Annotated in this window: 16 protein-coding genes and 1 pseudogene; 15 read left to right on the top strand and 2 right to left on the bottom strand. The window is 63.9% G+C overall.

Annotation, left to right across the window (positions count from 1 at the left end; genetic code table 11):
• Positions 1-93 precede the first annotated feature (93 nt).
• Both B7G53_RS06030 and B7G53_RS06025 read right to left on the bottom strand, forming a co-directional pair.
• On the bottom strand, positions 94-1,239 hold the full coding sequence (locus tag B7G53_RS06030) for a tyrosine-type recombinase/integrase (protein WP_255249919.1): 1,146 nt from the start codon (positions 1,237-1,239) through the stop codon (positions 94-96).
• A gap of 385 nt (positions 1,240-1,624) precedes the next feature.
• A pseudogene (locus B7G53_RS06025) lies at positions 1,625-1,780 on the bottom strand (4-hydroxyphenyl-beta-ketoacyl-CoA hydrolase); the annotation flags it as partial.
• Between the two features lie 124 nt (positions 1,781-1,904).
• Between B7G53_RS06025 and B7G53_RS06020 the strand changes: the two are divergent.
• The 15 genes from B7G53_RS06020 (at position 1,905) to fghA (ending at position 18,928) form a co-directional block, all read left to right on the top strand.
• The gene (locus B7G53_RS06020; RefSeq protein ID WP_096665022.1) at positions 1,905-2,699 is read left to right on the top strand and encodes a crotonase/enoyl-CoA hydratase family protein; all 795 of its coding nucleotides are present in this window, start codon (positions 1,905-1,907) and stop codon (positions 2,697-2,699) included.
• A gap of 29 nt (positions 2,700-2,728) precedes the next feature.
• On the top strand, positions 2,729-4,612 hold the full coding sequence (locus tag B7G53_RS06015) for a feruloyl-CoA synthase (RefSeq protein WP_096665019.1): 1,884 nt from the start codon (positions 2,729-2,731) through the stop codon (positions 4,610-4,612).
• Complete coding sequence (locus B7G53_RS06010) at positions 4,609-5,373, top strand: SDR family NAD(P)-dependent oxidoreductase (protein ID WP_096665016.1); 765 nt, start codon at positions 4,609-4,611, stop codon at positions 5,371-5,373. Before B7G53_RS06015 ends, B7G53_RS06010 begins: the two co-directional genes overlap by 4 nt.
• 117 nt (positions 5,374-5,490) lie before the next feature.
• Entirely contained in the window at positions 5,491-6,630 is a 1,140-nt protein-coding gene (locus B7G53_RS06005; RefSeq protein ID WP_096665013.1) for an ABC transporter substrate-binding protein, read from the top strand.
• 90 nt (positions 6,631-6,720) lie between these two features.
• Positions 6,721-7,761 carry a branched-chain amino acid ABC transporter permease gene (locus tag B7G53_RS06000; protein ID WP_096665010.1) on the top strand — a complete coding sequence of 347 codons (1,041 nt, stop codon included), beginning with the start codon at positions 6,721-6,723 and terminating at the stop codon, positions 7,759-7,761.
• Between the two features lies 1 nt (position 7,762).
• Entirely contained in the window at positions 7,763-9,529 is a 1,767-nt protein-coding gene (locus tag B7G53_RS05995) for a branched-chain amino acid ABC transporter ATP-binding protein/permease (RefSeq protein WP_096665007.1), read from the top strand.
• A 172-nt stretch (positions 9,530-9,701) separates the two neighbouring features.
• Positions 9,702-10,445 (top strand): ABC transporter ATP-binding protein, encoded by a 744-nt coding sequence (locus B7G53_RS05990; protein ID WP_096665004.1) that lies wholly within the window; start codon positions 9,702-9,704, stop codon positions 10,443-10,445.
• Between the two features lie 150 nt (positions 10,446-10,595).
• The gene (locus B7G53_RS05985) at positions 10,596-11,081 is read left to right on the top strand and encodes a MarR family winged helix-turn-helix transcriptional regulator (protein WP_096665003.1); all 486 of its coding nucleotides are present in this window, start codon (positions 10,596-10,598) and stop codon (positions 11,079-11,081) included.
• Positions 11,082-11,283: 202 nt separating this feature from the next.
• Entirely contained in the window at positions 11,284-11,607 is a 324-nt protein-coding gene (locus tag B7G53_RS05980; protein ID WP_096665000.1) for a winged helix-turn-helix transcriptional regulator, read from the top strand.
• Positions 11,608-11,862: 255 nt separating this feature from the next.
• A complete protein-coding gene (grpE, locus tag B7G53_RS05975) occupies positions 11,863-12,423 on the top strand; it encodes a nucleotide exchange factor GrpE (RefSeq protein ID WP_096664997.1) in 561 nt (186 codons plus the stop codon).
• Positions 12,424-12,560: 137 nt separating this feature from the next.
• Positions 12,561-14,498, top strand: a complete 1,938-nt coding sequence (dnaK, locus tag B7G53_RS05970; RefSeq protein ID WP_096664994.1) for a molecular chaperone DnaK — start codon at positions 12,561-12,563, stop codon at positions 14,496-14,498.
• Positions 14,499-14,612: 114 nt separating this feature from the next.
• The gene (gene dnaJ, locus B7G53_RS05965) at positions 14,613-15,758 is read left to right on the top strand and encodes a molecular chaperone DnaJ (RefSeq protein ID WP_096664991.1); all 1,146 of its coding nucleotides are present in this window, start codon (positions 14,613-14,615) and stop codon (positions 15,756-15,758) included.
• Between the two features lie 266 nt (positions 15,759-16,024).
• The gene (locus B7G53_RS05960) at positions 16,025-17,131 is read left to right on the top strand and encodes an S-(hydroxymethyl)glutathione dehydrogenase/class III alcohol dehydrogenase (RefSeq protein ID WP_096664988.1); all 1,107 of its coding nucleotides are present in this window, start codon (positions 16,025-16,027) and stop codon (positions 17,129-17,131) included.
• Between the two features lie 16 nt (positions 17,132-17,147).
• Positions 17,148-18,062, top strand: coding sequence for an alpha/beta fold hydrolase (locus B7G53_RS05955; RefSeq protein ID WP_096665138.1), 915 nt, complete (start codon positions 17,148-17,150; stop codon positions 18,060-18,062).
• Positions 18,059-18,928 carry an S-formylglutathione hydrolase gene (fghA, locus tag B7G53_RS05950; RefSeq protein ID WP_096664985.1) on the top strand — a complete coding sequence of 290 codons (870 nt, stop codon included), beginning with the start codon at positions 18,059-18,061 and terminating at the stop codon, positions 18,926-18,928. Before B7G53_RS05955 ends, fghA begins: the two co-directional genes overlap by 4 nt.
• The last annotated feature ends 5 nt before the right edge of the window (positions 18,929-18,933 follow it).

Below are 18,933 nucleotides of genomic sequence, written 5' to 3'. Positions count from 1 at the left end.
GGTCAAGCTCGGCGAGAAAGAAGTCGTCCTCATTCATTTCGCTGCTTACTCATACTATGCGACTGACGATTCCTTTCGTGCACGCATTTCTGCTCAACTTGCGGTTGACAAGATGTCGTCTGTTAACGCCGATAGATATTTCTCCCAGAGAATCAAAACATCTCGCTTCTCCCGCATGTAGTCGTGCCGGTCATAGTGCTTGTTCTGAACACCGCTAAGTCCGTGAGACTGAAGCTGTGCTCGATAGTCTTTTGAGACGCCTAACGATGCCAATTTTGTTTCTATCGTGCGACGAAAGTCCGAAAATTGAAAATGTTCTTGATGCGGATCATCCGCCTCCATTTTGTGGCGGATACACAGTACTTCTTTAGAAATCGATCCCGCACTGACCGCGGTATTGGGCATTTTGCTTGGCAGCAAGTAGGGCGACTTGACGCTTTGGGCGTAACTCAATAGCCACCGAACCTCTTCCAGCGCCTGCGGGGGAAGGGGGAGCAGATGTTGCCTAGGTATTGGGCGGTTTCCTTTTCCATCAAGGAGCAAGATCGTTCCGGCTTCAAGGTCAACCTGTGAAGTCTTAACCGACACCACCTGCTCAGCACGCTGCCCGCCCAGTAATATGCAAAGGCGTAAACCTCGTCCGGGTATGGTGAATTTCTTCGTCGACTGAAGGCCGCGCCAGATTGCCCTGAACTCATCGTCACGCAGGTAGCGTGTTCGGGCAATTTTGTATTTCGCCAGTGCATCGATTCCGGCGATTGGATTTGATTCGATTCCATAGTCGAGTTGCGACTTAGGCGCTGAAGGATTCAACCTCGCGCTTAGTGCATATGCATAGGCCGAATGCACGTAAGAGCGAACTTTGCTCGCAGAGTAGCCCGAGGAGGCGCTGATGATGCCTCTCAATAGGTCGGTGAACGCCGTGGGGCTGATCTGCCGTGCAGGTTGGTCTGCTAGCTCAGTTGGCGCAATGAAGCGCTCGAAAGCTAGTTCCACCGCCCGCGCGGAGGCTTTGTTATTGTCCTTTAGGTGCCGGGCGTAAGAACGACACAGTTGAATAAGAGAATGATTCGAGGGTGCCATTGTTGTGGGTCTCGGCTGGGTCGATATCTGTGATGTCGCTGGAGATGGCCACGTCTGACGGACTGTTTCTGCCGTGCCGACGGCCGAGCGGGTGTCAAGCGATACGGCTAAATTGGAGGCCTGTTTCCGTGCCTGGGTAAGGGTCAAGTGTCCCACCTGCTTTGTTCGGGAATAGAGTCCTAGAGGAATGGCTTTTGATCTTCCGGCCGCACGGAGCGGTCTGTAGTAAAAGCGCCTTGCCCCGCCTGGTGAGATTCGCAAAACCAACCTGCCCATCCCGTAAGCCCCATGGTCGTCACTCAACCACAGATCGCGGCCTGTTGAGCGGGCGAGTTCAGTGGATTTTTTGATCCTTGACGAATTTAGTCGCTGGTGCATTGTTAACGTCGTAGCCAGTTACCTATTTCGTAGGCGTGTTGTTGCTCCTTCGTTCGTCAATGTATGACTGTCGAGTAGAAAAATCCACCTAAGTGACTGATTTATAAGGATATTTACAAATCGCCTTGATGCGTTCTGACACGTCTTGATCCCACTTGACGCGATATGGCGTGGGATCCTCGATCGTCGGCCGGCGGCTGTTCTTGAAGTACTTGTCGGCAGCGCGGTCGTACTCCTCGCCGTAGTTGTCGAAGGGATTCCAGCAACTGACCTCGGCATGGGTGTGGATGTCAATCGCAATGAGGTTCTCGTAGTCCATGCTGTCTCCTGGTGGTTCGACCGGTTGCCCATCTCATGCGGGTTAACACTGAGAAATGAAGGCGAAAAGTCAATTGAATTGGTTATTGTTTATAACAATAATCGATGCAACTTGCAAACCTCCCATGAGCACCAAAAAACCTTCCACCGACCTCCAGCTTGAGCTCCGCGGCGACCACCAGGAGATCGCCGTGATCCGCCTGAGCCGCCCCGCCAAACGCAACGCCCTCAACGACGGGCTGATCCTGGCGCTGCGAGACATGTTTGACAACCTGCCGGCCACCGTGCGCGCCGCCGTGATCCACGGTGAAGGCGCCCATTTCTGCGCCGGGCTGGATCTTGGCGAACTGCAGGAGCGTGATGCGGGCCAGGGCATGCACCACTCCCGCATGTGGCACGCCGCGCTGGAACGGGTCCAGTACGGCCCGGTGCCGGTGATTGCCGCGTTGCACGGCGCGGTGGTCGGCGGCGGGCTGGAGCTGGCCAGCGCCTGTCACATCCGTGTGGCCGATGCGTCCGCGTTTTACGCACTGCCGGAAGGTTCGCGCGGCATTTTTGTCGGCGGCGGCGGATCGGTGCGCATTCCCAAGCTGGTGGGTGTCGCCTGCATGACCGACATGATGCTGACCGGCCGTGTCTACAACGCCCAGGACGGTGAACGCGCCGGTTTTGCGCAGTACCTGGTGCCCGAGGGCCAGGCCTTCGACAAGGCGCTGGAGCTTGCACAGCGGGTGGCCGCCAATGCACCGCTGACCAACTACGCGCTGATGCACGCCCTGCCCCGCATCGCCGAACAACCGGCCGACCAGGGCTTTTTCACCGAGTCCTTGATGGCCGCCATTGCACAGAGCGCGCCCGAGGCCAAGGCCCGGGTCCAGGCCTTCCTCGATGGCAAGGCCAACAAGGTCAGCAAAGACTGATCCCCTCCCCAGCCACGACAAGAAAAGACATGAGCGAGACAAAAATTCCTTCCGCCCCCCGCTACCGGCCCCTGACCTTCGGCGTGACACGTATCGCCGCTCGCGAAGGCGCCGGTGGAACGCGTTACATCAAGGCGGACCAGCCCCTGGGCGACTATGCGGCGCGCATCACGGACCGCTTTCTCCACTGGGCACAAACCGTGCCGGAACGCAGCTTTCTGGCGCGCCGGGTCCGCCAGGCCGACGGCAGCACCGGCGACTGGCAGCACCTGAGCTACGGCCAGGCGCTGGCCAGCGCACGCGCCCTCGGGCAAGCGCTGTTGGACCGCGGCCTGAGCGCCGACCGCCCCGTGGTGATCCTCAGCGAAAACGGGCTGGAGCATGCGCAGCTCGCGCTGGGCTGCCTGTATGCCGGCATTCCTTACTCCCCGGCCTCGCCGGCCTATTGCCTGGTCAGCCAGGACTACGACAAGCTGCGCCACATTCTTCACACGCTGACCCCGGGGCTGGTGTTTGCCACCGATGCCGCGCGTTACGGCAAGGCGATCCAGGCGGCCGTCGGTGCCGACGTGGAAGTGGTGCTGCACGAGGGTTCGCTCGAAGGCCGTCCGACGACGTCGCTGGCCTCGCTGCTGGCCACCGTGCCGACTGCGCAGGTGGACGCCGCGATGCAGGCGACCGGGCCGGACACGATCAGCAAGTTCCTGTTCACCTCGGGCTCGACCAAGATGCCCAAGGCGGTGGTCAACACCCACCGCATGTGGTGCGCCAACCAGCAGCAGATGCGCCAGTCGATGCCGGTGCTGGCCGAAGAACCGCCTGTGCTGGTGGACTGGCTGCCCTGGAACCACACCTTCGGCGGCAACCACAACGTCGGGCTGACCCTGTACAACGGCGGCACGCTTTACATCGACGATGGCAAACCGACACCGGCACTGATGGGCGAGACCCTGCGCAACCTGCGCGAAATTGCACCCACGCTGTACTTCAATGTACCGACCGGCTTCGAGGCCATCGCCAACGCAATGAAGACCGACGACGTCCTGCGCAAAAACCTGCTGTCGCGCGTGAAGATGTTTTTCTACTCCGGCGCGGCACTGGCCCAGCCCGTGTGGGATGCGCTGCACGAGACCCAGGAACGCGAGATCGGCGAACGCATCGTCATGGGCACGGGTCTGGGCATGACCGAGTCCTCGCCTTTTGCGGTGTTCGTCACCAACCCCAATGTCAAGGCCGGTCACCTCGGTGTGCCGACGCCCGGCCTGGAGCTCAAGCTGGTGCCGGTCGACGGCAAGACCGAAGTGCGCTACAAAGGCCCGAACATCACACCGGGCTACTGGCGCAACGAAGAGGCCACGCGGGAGAGTTTCGACGAGGAAGGCTTTTTCTCGACGGGGGATGCCGTGTTGTGGATCGACGAAAACGACCCGCACCTGGGCCTGCGTTTTGACGGCCGCATTGCCGAAGACTTCAAGCTTGCGACCGGCACCTTTGTCAGCGTGGGGCCGCTGCGCGCAAAAATCATTGCCGCCGGCGCACCTTATGTGCAGGACGCGGTGATCACCGGGCTCAACCTCAATGAAGTCGGGGCGCTCATTTTTCCGACCCCGGCCGTGCGCAAGCTGGCCGGCCTGCCGGACCATGCGCCCCTGCAGCAGGTGCTGGAAAGCGCGCCGGTGCAGGCGCATTTCCAGCAGGTGGCCAACACGCTGGCCGCCAGTGCCACCGGCAGCGCCAGCCGCGTGGCCCGGCTGCACCTGATGGCCGAGCCGCCGTCCATCGACAAGGGCGAGGTCACCGACAAGGGTTCCATCAACCAGCGCGCCGTACTCAAACACCGCGCCGCACTTGCCGACGCGATGCACGGCGGCACGCTGCCTTTCACCATCCAGCCACAACAGGACAAGCCATGAAGATCGACGGACAAGCCGCCCTCGTCACCGGTGGGGCCTCGGGCCTGGGCGAAGCCACTGCACGCGAACTCGCGCGGCTGGGCGCCAAGGTCGCGGTGCTCGACGTCAACCTCGCGCTGGCCGAAAAAGTGGCGGCCGACATCGGCGGCGTGGCCTGCCTGTGCGACATCACCAGCCCCGACAGCGTGGCCGCAGCCTTGGCCAAGGCCACGGCGGCGCATGGCCCGGCGCGCATCCTGATGAACATTGCCGGCATCGGCTCGGCCAAACGCGTGGTCGGCAAGGACGGCCAGGCCGCGCCGCTGGAAGATTTTGCGAAAGTCATCAACGTCAACCTGATTGGCAGCTACAACATGAGCCGGCTGTTTGCGGCCGACTGTGTGAAGCTGGACCCGCTGGACGATAGCGAGCGGGGCGTCATGATGTTCACCGCCTCGGTCGCCGCTTTCGACGGCCAGGTGGGCCAGCAGGCCTACAGCGCATCCAAGGGCGGCCTGGTCGGCATGACCCTGCCGATGGCGCGCGACCTGGCGCAACACGGCATCCGCGTCTGCACCATCGCGCCCGGCCTGTTCAGCACGCCGCTGATGAAGCAGCTGCCCGAACCGGTGCAACAGTCGCTCGCCGCCTCGATTCCTTTTCCGCCGCGCCTGGGAAAACCCGAAGAGTTCGCGCAGCTGGCATGCCATATCGTCACCAACAACCACCTCAACGGCGAAGTGATCCGGCTCGACGGCGCCCTGCGCATGGCGCCGCGCTGAAACAGGCGCAGGCGCAACCCGCCTGCCGGACCTGGCTGACCTGGCTGACCTGGCTGACTTTTCTGACTTTGTTCCCGCCTTGATTTTCGTGTCCATTTTTACAACAGGAGACCTAGCATGACCTTTACCAAATCCCTACTCGCCCTCGCCCTGGCTGGTTCGGCGGCAGGCGCCGCCCTGGCCGACATCAACATCGGCGTCAGCCTGCCGCTGACCGGGCCGACCTCGGCACTGGGCATCCCGATCAAGAACGCCATTGCCCTGTGGCCCACCAGCATTGGCGGGGAAAAACTCAACGTCATCATTCTTGACGATGCCACCGACCCCACCAACGCCACGAAAAACGCGCGCCGCTTCGTGACGGACGACAAGGTCGACATCCTGATGGGTTCGGCCGCCACGCCGCCGGCCAACGCCGTCGCCGCCGTCGCCGCGGAAACCGGCACCATGCACCTGACCTTTGCCCCCATCGACGTGTCCACCGGCAAGGCGCCCTGGTCTTACAACACGCCGCAGTCCACGCTGGTGATGTCGCACGCCATCGCGGCCCACATGAAAAAAACCGGCGTCAAGACGGTCGGCTTCCTCGGCTACGCCGACGCGTACGGCGAACTCTTCCTGCGCGACATGAAGGTCAAGATGGCCGGCACCGACATGAAGTTTGTGTCCGAAGAGCGTTTTGCCCGCACCGACACCAGCGTCACCGGCCAGGCCCTGAAAGTCACGGCCGGCAATCCCGACGCCATCCTGATCGTCGCCTCGGGCAGCGGTGCCGCCATGCCGCACAAGGCGCTGATCGAGCGCGGCTACAAGGGCAAGATTTACCAGACCCACGGCGCAGCCTCGCGCGACCTGATGCGTGTCGGCGGCAAGGACGTGGAAGGCGCGTTTGTCGTGGCCGGTCCCGGCGTCGTGGCCGAGCAACTGCCCGCCAACCACCCCAGCAAGCAGGTGGCCCTGGCCCACGTGACGGCCTGGGAAAAAATCTACGGCCCGAACAGCCGCAACCCGTTTGCCGGCCACGCCTATGACGCGTCCGTGATCCTGCAGAAGATCATTCCCATCGCCCTGAAGACCGCCAAGCCCGGCACCAAGGAGTTCCGCGGTGCGCTCAAGGCCGCGCTGGAAAACGCCGGCCCGATCCCGCTGTTCCATGGCACGGTCAACTACACCGCAACCAACCATGCGGGTTACACCGACGACACCGGCGTGATCATGCAGATCGTCAATGGCGACTGGAAGTTGCAGCCTAAATAAGCAAGCGGCATTGCGGATGCCAGCGGGCGGGTCGGCCTCCAGCCGCCCCGCCCGGCGCCCACCGTTTTCACGGGTTTCCTGAAGGTAGTTATGGATTTTTCAATTGCCAGCATCCTGCTGGTCGATGGCCTGACCAATGGCGCTATTTATGCGCTGCTGGGACTGGCCACCGTGCTGGTGTTTGCCGTGACCCGCGTCATCTTCATTCCGCAGGGCGAGTTCGTCACCTATGGCGCGCTGACGCTGGCGATTTTGCAGACCGGCAAGGTGCCGGGCACGATCTGGCTGCTGCTGCTGCTGGCCGGCCTGGCCGCGCTGGCCGAGGCCTGGCAAACCTGGAAGCGTTACCGGCTTGCCGGCACCGCCCTGCTGGCCGGCCTCAAGGTGCTGGTCGCCCCGGCCGCGGTGTCGCTGTTCACGCTGTGGGCCGCGCCGCAGCAGTTTTCGCTGCTGGTGCAGGCGCTGCTGTCGGTCTGCATCGTCACCTGTTTCGGGCCGCTGGTCTACCGCCTGGCCTACCAGTCGCTGGCCGATGCCAGTTCGCTGGTGCTGCTGATTGTCTCGGTGGGCGTGCATTTTGCGCTGACCGGCCTGGGCCTGCTGTTTTTTGGTGCCGAAGGTTTTCGCAACCCGCCCTTCTGGGACGCGCGCTTCAGCCTGGGGGCGGTCAACCTGTCCGGCCAGGCGGTGATCATTGCGCTGGCGTCGATGGCGCTGATCGTGATGTTGTGGCTGTTTTTTGAGCGCACGCTGTATGGCAAGGCCCTGCGTGCGACCGCGGTGAACCGCCTGGGCGCGCGCCTGATGGGTATCTCCTCGCAAACCGCCGGCCAGCTGACCCTGGCCATGGCGGCGCTGATAGGCGCGTTGTCGGGCCTGCTGATCGGCCCCACCACCACCGTGTTTTACGACTCGGGTTTTCTCATCGGCCTCAAGGGTTTTGTGGCGGCCGTCATCGGCGGCCTGGCCAGCTACCCGGGCGCGGCCATAGGCGCGCTGGCCGTCGGCATCATCGAAGCCTTCGGCTCCTTCTGGGCCAGCGCCTTCAAGGAAGTCATCGTCTTCACGCTGATCCTGCCGGTGCTGCTGTGGCGCTCGCTCAAGGGCGGGCACTCGGATGAGGAGCACTGACATGACCCTCCGCAAATGGGGCCCGTGGGTCCTGGTCGCCGCGCTGCTGCTGGTCTGTATCCTGCCCGTGCCGGAGTTCTGGATCACCCAGCTCAACTACATCGGCATCTCCAGCCTGACCGTGCTGGGCCTGATCCTCTTGACCGGCGTCGGCGGCCTGACCTCCTTCGGGCAGGCGGCCTTTGTCGGCATCGGCGCCTACACCAGCGCCTACCTGACAGTGAACGCCGGGCTCTCGCCCTGGGTCACGCTGCTCGTCGGCCTGGGCCTGACCGCGGCCTGTGCCGTGGTGCTGGGCTGGATCACGCTGCGCATGTCGGGCCACTACCTGCCGCTGGCCACGCTGGCCTGGGGCCTGTCGCTGTACTACACCATGGGCAACCTGGACGCGCTGGGCAAATACGACGGCATTCTCGGTGTCACCGGCCTGACGCTGTTCGGCTGGGAGCTGGGCCAGGGGCGGGTCTACCTGCTGCTGACATGGTCGCTGGTGCTGCTGGGCACGCTGGCGCTGATTCACCTGCTCGATTCGCGTGTGGGCCGTGCGATCCGTTCGCTCAAGACCGGCTCGCAAATGGCCGAGTCCATGGGCATCGACACGCTGCGCTTCAAGATCGGCATTTTCCTGATTGCCGCGCTGTTTGCCTCGGTGTCCGGCTGGCTGTTTGCGCACTTCCAGCGTTCGGTCAACCCCTCGCCGTTCGGCGTGCATGTGGGCATCGAGTACCTGTTCATGGCCGTGCTCGGCGGCGCCGGCCATGTGTGGGGCGCCATCACCGGCGTGGCGATCACCAAACTCATGGCCGACCAGCTGCAGGTGCTGCTGCCCATGTTCATAGGCACCAGCGGCAGCTACGAGACCATCGTGTTCGGCGTGCTGCTGGTGCTCACGCTCAAGTACGCGCCTGACGGCATCTGGGCCTTTGTGGACCGCAAGCTGCCCAAGGCCCCGCGCAAGGTGGACTGGCAAAATGCCGCCCCGCTGCCGCACCGCGCCAAGCCGGCCGCCGGCGAAGTCGTGCTGCAGGCCAGCAACATCCGCAAGGAGTTCGGCGGCCTGGTGGCGGTCAACGACATCAACTTCTCGGTGGCCTCGGGCCAGATCGTCGGCCTGATCGGCCCGAACGGTGCCGGCAAGTCCACCACCTTCAACCTGATCACCGGCGTGCTGAGCCTGACACGCGGCAGCGTCACCTTCCGCGGCGAAACCATCAGCAGCCTGCCCTCGCGCGAGATCGCCAAACGCGGCATCTCACGCACCTTCCAGCACGTCAAGATGATTGCCGACATGACGGTGCTCGAAAACGTGGCGCTGGGCGCGCACCTGCGCGGCAGCAAGGGCGCGCCGTCGGCCATGCTGCGGCTGGACCGCACCGAGGAACAGCGCCTGCTGCGCGAGGCCGAGCAGCAGCTGCGCCGCGTCGGCATGGGCAACCACCTGCATGAGCTGGCCGGCAACCTGGCCATGGGCCAGCAGCGGCTGCTGGAAATTGCGCGTGCGTTGTGCAACGACCCGGCCCTGCTGCTGCTCGACGAGCCCGCCGCCGGTTTGCGCTACCTGGAAAAGCAGGCGCTGATCGACGTGCTGCGCCAGCTCAAGGCCGAGGGCATGAGCATCCTGCTGGTCGAGCACGACATGGACCTGGTGATGCAGATCACCGACCGCATCGTGGTCATGGAGTTCGGCACCCGCCTGATCGAAGGCACGCCGGAAGAGATCCAGGCCAGCCCGGCGGTACGCGCCGCCTACCTCGGCACAGAACATTAGTAGGCTGAATCAATGAAATTCACTGTCACTCGACCGCCCCTCGCCGCGCCATGCGGCGTTGCAAATGCGCGTCGGGCCTGCGGGCCCGCCTGTGCTTTGCGCCTTGCCTGGCACACCGCTGGGCAGCCGCTTGCCAGCGTTTTCACTGATTCAGCCTACTAGGTTTTCCAGCATGAGCACCCCCCTCCTCCAGGTCAACAACCTCCACGCCGGCTACGGCAAGGCCGAGGTCCTGCGCGGCATCGCCCTGCAGGCCGAAGCCGGCAGCATCATCACCGTCATCGGCCCCAACGGCGCCGGCAAGTCCACCCTGCTCAACGCGCTCATGGGCGTGTTGCCGGCCACTGGCAGCATCGAATACGCCGGCCGCTCCATCATCGGCCTGCCGCTGGAGGAACGCGTCATGCTCGGCATCGCCCTGGTGCCGGAAAAACGCGAGCTGTTCGGCAGCATGTCGGTGGAAGACAACCTCGTGCTCGGCGCCTTTCGCCAGGTGCGCCTGCACAACAAGGCCTGGCGCGACCAGATGGAGGTGGTGTTCGAACTGTTTCCGCGCCTGAAGGAGCGCCGCGCGCAGGAGGCCGGCACCCTCTCCGGCGGCGAGCGGCAGATGCTGGCCCTGGGTCGCGCCCTGATGTCGCGCCCCACCCTGCTGATGCTCGACGAACCTAGCCTGGGCCTGGCGCCGCTGATCGTGCGTGAAATCTTCCGCACCATCGAGGCGCTGCGCCTGACCGGGGTGACCACCCTGCTGGTGGAGCAGAACGCGCGCGCCGCCCTCGAAGCGGCCGACCATGGCTACGTGCTGGAGATGGGCGAGATCGGCCTGAGCGGCCCGGCCGCCAACCTCGCGAAAGACCCGCGCGTGGTGGACACTTACCTGGGCGCGTCGCGCAAACCTGCGGCGGCGGCCTGAACGCCTGACGCATGAACGGCCAGCCCTGCCTCGACAACATCCGGAGCATCCGGCACGAGGTGCTGGACGCCCCGGCGCAAACAACGGGCTGCGCGGCCCGCTGACAGAGTCACCTCCGCGACACCCAGGCACAGAGAAAGACCCCAACCCATGAGCGCCCGCGATCTTCCCAAACCGCCCGGTCCGGCCGCCACAGCCACGGCCACAGTGGACCAGGTCGACACCAGCTACCTGGAAAGCCTGATCGGCTACAACGCCAGGCGTGCGGCGCTGGCGGTCATCGAAGTGTTCATGGAGCGCATGGCGCCTTATGACCTGCGGGTGGTGGATTTTTCGGTGCTGTCGCTGGTCACGCACAACCCCGGCATCACCTCGCGCCAGCTCTGCACGGCGCTGGGCATCCTGCCCCCCAACCTGGTGGCCATGGTCAACAGCCTGGAAAAGCGTGAGCTGATTGCGCGCAAGCCGCACCCACGCGACGGCCGGGCCATGGGCCTGCACCTCACCGCCAGCGGCAGCAAGCTGATGCGCGACGCCGAACACACCGCGGCAGCGCTGGAAGCCGAAGTCGCCTCCCGGCTCTCTGCCAGCGAGACCAAAACCCTGCTCAGGCTGCTGCAAAAGATCTACCTGTGAGGCCTGGCGACCCGCACCCTTACCGCATTCGTTCCAACTTTTCAAGCCCTTTTGGCTGTGAAGCTACACCCTGCGGGCGCAGGCAGCTATAAAACTAGTAGCAGTCCGGAATTTGCGCTATATTCGCCTTCCAAGCCCGCGCTTGCCGGCCCGTGCTTGCCCATCAACTCTGACAAAAAAACGTGACCAGGAGATGCCCCCCATGAGTGCCAAAGAAAATGCCGCCGTCGGACAGCTGTTTGAACTGCTTGAATCGCGTTACGCCCTGCGGGTGTTGTGGGCGCTCAAAGACGGTCATCCGCAGACGTTCCGGCTGTTGCAGGACAGCGTGGGCAGCATCACCCCGAACACCCTGAACACCCGCATCAAGGAACTGCGCGCCGCCGGCCTGATGGGTCACGGCAACGACGGCTACATCGTCACCGCCCTCGGCGCCGACCTGCTCAAACGCCTGAACGACGTGCAGGCCTTCGCCGCCAAATGGACCGCCAGCCAGACCAAGGTCGCGGCCGTCAAGAAAAAATAAGGCACCGCCGCCCCCACAAAAGACAGGCCCTGGGCCTGTCTTTTTATTTGTGGCGGTCGCTTTCAGCGCCGGTTTTCAGGCATAAAATCTGGCCCTAGCCCTTTTAGAACCTGCGCAGTCAGCTATTAATTCAATAGCACCGATCTGCGACCGGCGGCGGCAAACAACGCAGCACCTGGCTGCAATTCCTTGTCTTGAAAAGGGCTTTTCCGCCCCAAGCTGCCCTCTTGTCCTCCTGAACAACCGCCTTCGACCATGTCCGACAACAAACAACCTGAACAAAATCAAGACCTTAGCGGCGCCCCCAGCCCGGAAGAGCTGGAGGCCGCCCAAGCCGCCAACGAGGCCGATGCACTGAGCGCAGCGCAGGCTGAACTGGCCGTGCTGCAGGCCAAAAACACCGAACTGGCCGACAACTTCCTGCGCGCCAAGGCCGAGGCCGAAAACGCCCGCCGCCGCGCCGACGACGAAATCGCCAAGGCGCGCAAGTTCGCCGTCGAGAGTTTTGCCGAAAGCCTGCTGCCGGTCACCGACAGCCTGGAAGCCGGCCTGCTGCAGGCGGACGCCACGGCTGCCCAGATCCGCGAAGGCACCGAAGCCACGCTCAAGCAGCTCAAGAGCGCGCTCGAACGCAACAAGGTGATCGAGATCAACCCCGTTGCCGGAACCCGCTTCGATCCGCACCAGCACCAGGCCATCAGCATGGTGCCGGCCGACCAGGATGCCAACACCGTGGTCGGCGTGCTGCAAAAAGGCTACCTGATCGCCGACCGCGTGTTGCGGCCCGCGCTGGTCACCGTGGCCGCGCCCAAATAAACGCCGCGAATCGAGGGAGGTGCACTTGAAACATGACAAGTTATCCACAAGTCAACACCACGGTCGCATGACCCCCGGCTGACATCCCCGGCCACCCGTCTTCAAACAACTTAACCAAGAAAATCTAGGAGTAAATCATGGGCAGAATCATCGGTATCGATCTGGGCACCACCAACAGCTGCGTGGCTGTGATGGAGGGCAACGTTCCCCGCGTCATCGAAAACTCGGAAGGTGCGCGCACCACACCGTCGGTCGTGGCTTACCTCGAAAACGGTGAAGTGCTGGTCGGTGCCTCGGCGAAACGCCAGGCCGTGACCAACCCCAAGAACACGCTCTACGCAGTCAAGCGCCTGATCGGCCGCAAGTTCACCGAAAAAGAAGTGCAGAAGGACATCGACCTGATGCCCTACAAGATCGTGGCCGCCGACAACGGCGACGCCTGGGTCGAGGTGCACGGCAAGAAGATGTCGCCGCAGCAGGTCAGCGCCGACATCCTGCGCAAGATGAAGAAAACCGCCGAAGACTACCTCGGCGAGCCGGTCACCGAAGCCGTGATCACGGTGCCCGCCTACTTCAACGACGCACAGCGCCAGGCGACCAAGGACGCCGGCCGCATTGCCGGCCTGGACGTCAAGCGCATCATCAACGAGCCCACCGCCGCGGCGCTGGCCTTCGGCATGGACAAGCAGGAAAAGGGCGACCGCAAGATCTCGGTCTATGACCTGGGCGGCGGCACCTTCGACATCTCCATCATCGAGATTGCCGATGTCGACGGCGAGAAACAGTTTGAAGTGCTGTCCACCAACGGCGACACCTTCCTGGGCGGCGAGGACTTCGACCAGCGCATCATCGACTTCATCATCGACGAGTTCAAGAAGGAATCCGGCGTCAACCTCAAGAACGACGTGCTGGCCCTGCAGCGCCTGAAGGAAGCCGCCGAGAAGGCCAAGATCGAGCTGTCGTCGAGCGCGCAGACCGACATCAACCTGCCCTACATCACGGCCGACGCCTCGGGCCCGAAACACCTGAACATCAAGATGACGCGCTCCAAGCTGGAGCAACTCGTCGAGGAACTGGTCGAGCGCACGATTGCGCCCTGCCGCGTGGCGGTCAAGGACGCCGGCGTCGCCAGCAGCGACATCCATGACGTGATCCTGGTCGGCGGCCAGACCCGCATGCCCAAGGTGCAGGAAAAGGTCAAGGAATTCTTCGGCAAGGAGCCGCGCAAGGACGTGAACCCCGACGAGGCCGTTGCCGTCGGTGCCGCGATCCAGGGCCAGGTGCTGTCGGGCGACCGCTCCGACGTGCTGCTGCTCGACGTGACCCCGCTGTCCCTGGGCATCGAAACCATGGGCGGCGTGATGACCAAGATGATCAAGAAGAACACGACCATCCCGACCAAGTTTGCACAGACCTTCTCGACCGCTGAAGACAACCAGCCGGCCGTGACCATCAAGGTGTTCCAGGGCGAGCGCGAAATCGCCTCGGGCAACAAGGCGCTGGGCGAGTTCAACCTCGAGGGTATTCCGCCGGCCGCACGCGGCACGCCGCAGATCGAAGTGTCCTTCGACATCGACGCCAACGGCATCCTGCACGTGGGCGCCAAGGACAAGGGCACCGGCAAGGAAAACAAGATCACCATCAAGGCGAACTCGGGCCTGTCCGAAGCCGAGATCCAGCAAATGGTCAAGGATGCGGAACTCCACGCGGCCGAGGACAAGGAGCGGGTCGAGTTCGTGCAGGCCAAGAACAATGCCGAAGCCATGGTGCACAGCGTGAAAAAATCGCTGACCGAGTACGGCGACAAGCTGGACGCTGGCGAGAAGGAAAAGATCGAAGCGGCCATCAAGGACATGGAAGAAGCGCTCAAGGGCGAGAGCAAGGACGCCATCGACGCGAAGAACGCCGCCCTGATGGAAGCCAGCCAGAAGCTCGGTGAAAAAATGTACGCCGACATGCAGGCATCGCAGGCTGCCCAGGCGGGCGGCGCGGCAGGTGGCGAAGAAGCCGCCGCCAAACCGGCCGCCGACGACAATGTGGTGGACGCCGAAGTCAAGGAAGTCAAAAAGGGCTGATCCCCTTTTTGATGCATCGCCTCCGGGCAGCGAAGCGGAATCGGGGGTTTTCCCCGCATTCCGCTTTGCCGTATCCGGGGCACAGGAATCCTTTCCACTGAACACGCAATTCCCATGGCCATCAAAAAAGACTACTACGACACGCTGGGTGTTCCGAAAAACGCCAGCGATGAAGACATCAAGAAAGCCTATCGCAAGCTGGCGATGAAGCACCACCCTGACCGCAACCAGGGCAGCGCCAGCAAGGCCTCCGAGGAGAAATTCAAGGAAGCCAAGGAAGCTTACGAGATGCTTTCCGATGCGCAAAAACGCGCCGCCTACGACCAGTACGGCCACGCCGGTGTCGATCCGAACCGCGGCGGCGGCCCCGGCGCGGAAGGTTTCGGTGGTTTCGCCGAAGCCTTCGGCGACATTTTTGGCGACGTCTTTGGCGGCCAGCAGGGGCGCGGCGGCCAGCGCGGCGGCCGCCAGGTCTACCGCGGCGGCGACCTCAGCTATGCGATGGAAGTCACGCTGGAAGAAGCGGCCACCGGCAAGGACGCGCAGATCCGCATCCCGAGCTGGGACGACTGCAACACCTGCCACGGCACCGGTGCCAAACCCGGCACCAAGGTGGTCACCTGCACCACCTGCCACGGCCACGGCGTGGTGCAGATGCGCCAGGGGTTTTTCAGCGTGCAGCAGACCTGCCCGCAGTGCAAGGGCACCGGCAAGCTGATCCCCGAGCCCTGCGTCGCCTGCCACGGCGTCGGCAAGACCAAAACCACCAAGACCCTGGAAGTCAAGATTCCGGCCGGCATCGACGACGGCATGCGCATCCGCTCCACCGGCAATGGCGAGCCCGGCACCAACGGCGGCCCGCCGGGTGACCTCTACATCGAGATCCGCCTGAAGAAACACGACATCTTCGAGCGCGACGGCGACGACCTGCACTGCGTGGTGCCCATTGGCATGCCCGCCGCCGCGCTGGGCGGCGAGATCGAGGTGCCGACGCTGGCCGGCAAGGCCGCCATCGACATCCCCGAAGGCACGCAGACCGGCAAGCAGTTCCGCCTGCGCGGCAAGGGCATCAAGGGTGTGCGTTCGAGCTACCCCGGCGACCTGTACTGCCACATCACGGTGGAAACGCCGGTCAAGCTGACCGAGCACCAGCGCAAGCTGTTCAAGGAACTCGACGAGTCCCTGAAAAAGGGCGGCGCCAAACACTCGCCGACCGAAGAAAGCTGGACCGACAAGCTCAAGGGCTTCTTCAGCGCCTGAGGCCAGGCCGCAGTCCGCAGTCCGCAGTCCGCAGTCCGCTATCGAAAACATAGCTACCTGCATCCGGCAGGAAAGGGCTACGGGCACTTTTTATTACAGAAAACGGCGCGGAGTATGGCCGGGTGGGACCACCCGGCCATCGGCCACCGCGATTTTTCTCCCCCTGAAACACCGGCGCAGGCGGGTCATGCATGACCCGGCCTGCGATCGCGCGGGCGCTGGCATATAGTGCCAACTTCTCCTCCTTCCTCACACACAAGCCCCCCATGAAAACCAAAGCCGCCGTCGCCTGGAAAGCAGGCCAGCCCCTGACCATTGAAACCGTGGACCTCGAGGGTCCGAAGTTCGGCGAGGTGCTGGTCGAGATCAAGGCCACCGGCATCTGCCACACCGACTACTACACGCTGTCGGGCGCCGACCCGGAGGGCATCTTCCCGGCCATCCTCGGCCATGAAGGCGCGGGCATCGTCGTCGATGTCGGACCCGGCGTGACCACGCTCAAAAAGGGCGACCACGTCATTCCGCTGTACACGCCGGAATGCCGCCAGTGCAAGTTCTGCCTGTCCCGCAAGACCAATTTGTGCCAGCTGATACGCGGCACCCAGGGCAAGGGCCTGATGCCCGACGCGACCAGCCGCTTCAGCCTGGACGGCCAGCCCATCTTCCACTACATGGGCACCAGTACCTTCAGCAACTACACGGTGGCGCCTGAAATTTCGCTGGCCAAGATCCGCGAGGACGCGCCGTTCGACAAGGTCTGCTACATCGGCTGCGGCGTGACCACCGGCATCGGCGCGGTGCTGTTCACCGCCAAGGTCGAGGCCGGCGCCAACGTGGTCGTGTTCGGCCTGGGCGGCATCGGCCTGAACGTGATCCAGGGCGCCCGCATGGTGGGCGCCGACAAGATCATCGGCGTGGACATCAACCCGGCCCGCCAGGCCATGGCGCGCAAGTTCGGCATGACCCACTTCATCAATCCGAAGGAAGTGGACAACGTGGTGGACGCCATCGTGCAGCTGACCGACGGCGGCGCTGACTACAGCTTCGAATGCATCGGCAACACGACCGTGATGCGCCAGGCGCTCGAATGCACCCACAAGGGCTGGGGCCGCAGCATCATCATCGGCGTCGCCGAGGCCGGCGCCGAAATCAGCACGCGGCCCTTCCAGCTCGTCACCGGCCGCAAATGGGAAGGCTCGGCCTTCGGCGGCGCGCGCGGCCGCACCGACGTGCCGAAAATTGTGGACTGGTACATGGACGGCAAGATCAACATCGACGATCTGATCACCCACACCATGCCGCTCGAAGACATCAACAAGGGCTTCGAGCTGATGAAAAGCGGCGAGTCGATCCGCGGCGTGGTGCTTTACTGAACCGGATGTCATGCCCATGAACACGCTCCAGCCCCTGCGCCATGTCACCGCCGGTGTGCTGGATGTGGCCCTCTACGAGACCGGACCAGCGGACGGCCCGCCGGTGTTCCTGATGCACGGTTTTCCCTACGACATGCATGCCTACGCTGAGGTGGCGCCCTTGCTGGCAGCGCAAGGCTGCAGGGTGTATGTGCCGAGCCTGCGCGGCTTTGGCGCCACGCGTTTTCTCAGCGACGCCGCGCCGCGATCGGGCGAACAGGCCGCGATCGGCGCCGACCTGCTGGCCCTCATGGATGCGCTGGCCGTGCCACGCGCCGTGCTCGCGGGGTACGACTGGGGTGGCCGTGCGGCCTGCGTGGTGGCCGCCCTCTGGCCGGAACGCTGCGCCGGGCTGGTGTCGCTCAACAGCTACAACATCCAGAACATCGCCAGGGCCATGGTGCCGGACTCACCAGAGAACGAGCACAGCCTCTGGTACCAGTATTACTTTCACAGCGAGCGCGGCCGCGCGGGCCTGACGGCCAACCGGCGTGCCTTCTGCCGCCTGCTCTGGAAACTGTGGTCGCCGACCTGGGCCTTTGATGACGCTACCTTTGAGCGCAGCGCCGCCGCCTTCGACAACCCGGACTTCGTGGAGGTTGTCATCCAGTCCTACCGCCACCGCTTCGGCCTGGTGACGGGTGATCCGACGCTGGCCGACATCGAGCGGCGCCTGGCGGCGCAGCCGCCCATCAGCGTGCCCAGCATCACCTTCGATGGCAGCGATGACGGGGTGCGCCCGCCCGCCGCCGCAGCCCAACACGCGCGCCTGTTTACCGGCCCGCGGTCCCACCGCATCGTGCCCGGCGCCGGCCACAACCTGCCGCAGGAAAAGCCGCAGCTGTTTGCCGACGCCGTGCTTGAACTCGTGCAACAGCGACTCCAGACATGAACACATCGCCCGAACTGCTCAGCGAACACGCCTGCTTCGGCGGTGTGCAGCGTTTTTACCAGCACCCCTCCAGCACCATCGGCCTGCCGATGAAGTTTTCGGTGTTCCTGCCGCCGCAGGCCGCGATAGATGCCGCCGGCGGCAGCCTGCCTGCGCTGGTCTACCTGGCGGGACTGACCTGCAACGAGGAGACCTTCATGGTCAAGGCCGGTGCGCAGCGCCTGGCCGCCAGCCTCGGCCTGGCGCTGATCGCGCCCGACACCAGCCCGCGCGACGCGAACCTTCCCGGCGAAGCCGAGAGCTGGGACTTCGGCGTCGGTGCCGGCTTTTACCTCGATGCCACGCAGGCGCCGTGGTCGCAGCACTACCGCATGGAAAGCTACCTCACCGGCGAGTTGCTGCCACTACTGACCGGCACCCTGCCCCTGAACGCCAGCCGCATCGGCATCTTCGGCCATTCGATGGGTGGGCACGGCGCCCTGACGCTGGCGTTGCGCCACCCCGGCCTGTTCAAGTCGGTCTCGGCTTTTGCGCCGATCTGCGCGCCCAGCCAGTGCCCCTGGGGCCACAAGGCTTTCAGCGGCTACCTGGGCGCCGACACCACCGCCTGGTCGGCCCACGATGCCACGGCCTTGATAGCCAGCACGCACTGGGCGCCCTACCCGGGCGGCATCCTGATCGACCAGGGCCTGGCCGACAAGTTTTTGCCGGAGCAGTTGCACCCGCATCTTTTTGAAGCCGCCTGTGCCCAAGCCGGCCAGCCCTTGCAGCTGCGCCGCCATGCGGGCTACGACCACGGTTATTACTTCGTCGCCACCTTCATGGACGACCACCTGCAGCACCACGCGCGGCAGCTGTCGCAGTAGCAGTC

Origin of the sequence: Polaromonas sp. AET17H-212 (assembly GCF_002379085.1) — a bacterium.
Lineage (GTDB): Bacteria > Pseudomonadota > Gammaproteobacteria > Burkholderiales > Burkholderiaceae_C > Polaromonas.
Note: the sequence above shows the minus strand (reverse complement) of the source record. Positions and strands in the feature narration are given on the sequence as shown.

Excerpts from the sequence above, each read along its gene's own strand:
- B7G53_RS05985 (WP_096665003.1), top strand. The coding sequence starts at position 10,596 with ATGAGCGCCCGCGATCTTCCCAAACCGCCCGGTCCGGCCGCCACAGCC.
- B7G53_RS05995 (WP_096665007.1), top strand. The coding sequence starts at position 7,763 with ATGACCCTCCGCAAATGGGGCCCGTGGGTCCTGGTCGCCGCGCTGCTG.
- B7G53_RS06010 (WP_096665016.1), top strand. The coding sequence starts at position 4,609 with ATGAAGATCGACGGACAAGCCGCCCTCGTCACCGGTGGGGCCTCGGGC.
- B7G53_RS05980 (WP_096665000.1), top strand. The coding sequence starts at position 11,284 with ATGAGTGCCAAAGAAAATGCCGCCGTCGGACAGCTGTTTGAACTGCTT.
- B7G53_RS06005 (WP_096665013.1), top strand. The coding sequence starts at position 5,491 with ATGACCTTTACCAAATCCCTACTCGCCCTCGCCCTGGCTGGTTCGGCG.
- B7G53_RS05960 (WP_096664988.1), top strand. The coding sequence starts at position 16,025 with ATGAAAACCAAAGCCGCCGTCGCCTGGAAAGCAGGCCAGCCCCTGACC.
- B7G53_RS06020 (WP_096665022.1), top strand. The coding sequence starts at position 1,905 with ATGAGCACCAAAAAACCTTCCACCGACCTCCAGCTTGAGCTCCGCGGC.
- dnaK (WP_096664994.1), top strand. The coding sequence starts at position 12,561 with ATGGGCAGAATCATCGGTATCGATCTGGGCACCACCAACAGCTGCGTG.
- B7G53_RS06000 (WP_096665010.1), top strand. The coding sequence starts at position 6,721 with ATGGATTTTTCAATTGCCAGCATCCTGCTGGTCGATGGCCTGACCAAT.
- B7G53_RS05990 (WP_096665004.1), top strand. The coding sequence starts at position 9,702 with ATGAGCACCCCCCTCCTCCAGGTCAACAACCTCCACGCCGGCTACGGC.
- grpE (WP_096664997.1), top strand. The coding sequence starts at position 11,863 with ATGTCCGACAACAAACAACCTGAACAAAATCAAGACCTTAGCGGCGCC.
- B7G53_RS06015 (WP_096665019.1), top strand. The coding sequence starts at position 2,729 with ATGAGCGAGACAAAAATTCCTTCCGCCCCCCGCTACCGGCCCCTGACC.
- fghA (WP_096664985.1), top strand. The coding sequence starts at position 18,059 with ATGAACACATCGCCCGAACTGCTCAGCGAACACGCCTGCTTCGGCGGT.
- dnaJ (WP_096664991.1), top strand. The coding sequence starts at position 14,613 with ATGGCCATCAAAAAAGACTACTACGACACGCTGGGTGTTCCGAAAAAC.
- B7G53_RS05955 (WP_096665138.1), top strand. The coding sequence starts at position 17,148 with ATGAACACGCTCCAGCCCCTGCGCCATGTCACCGCCGGTGTGCTGGAT.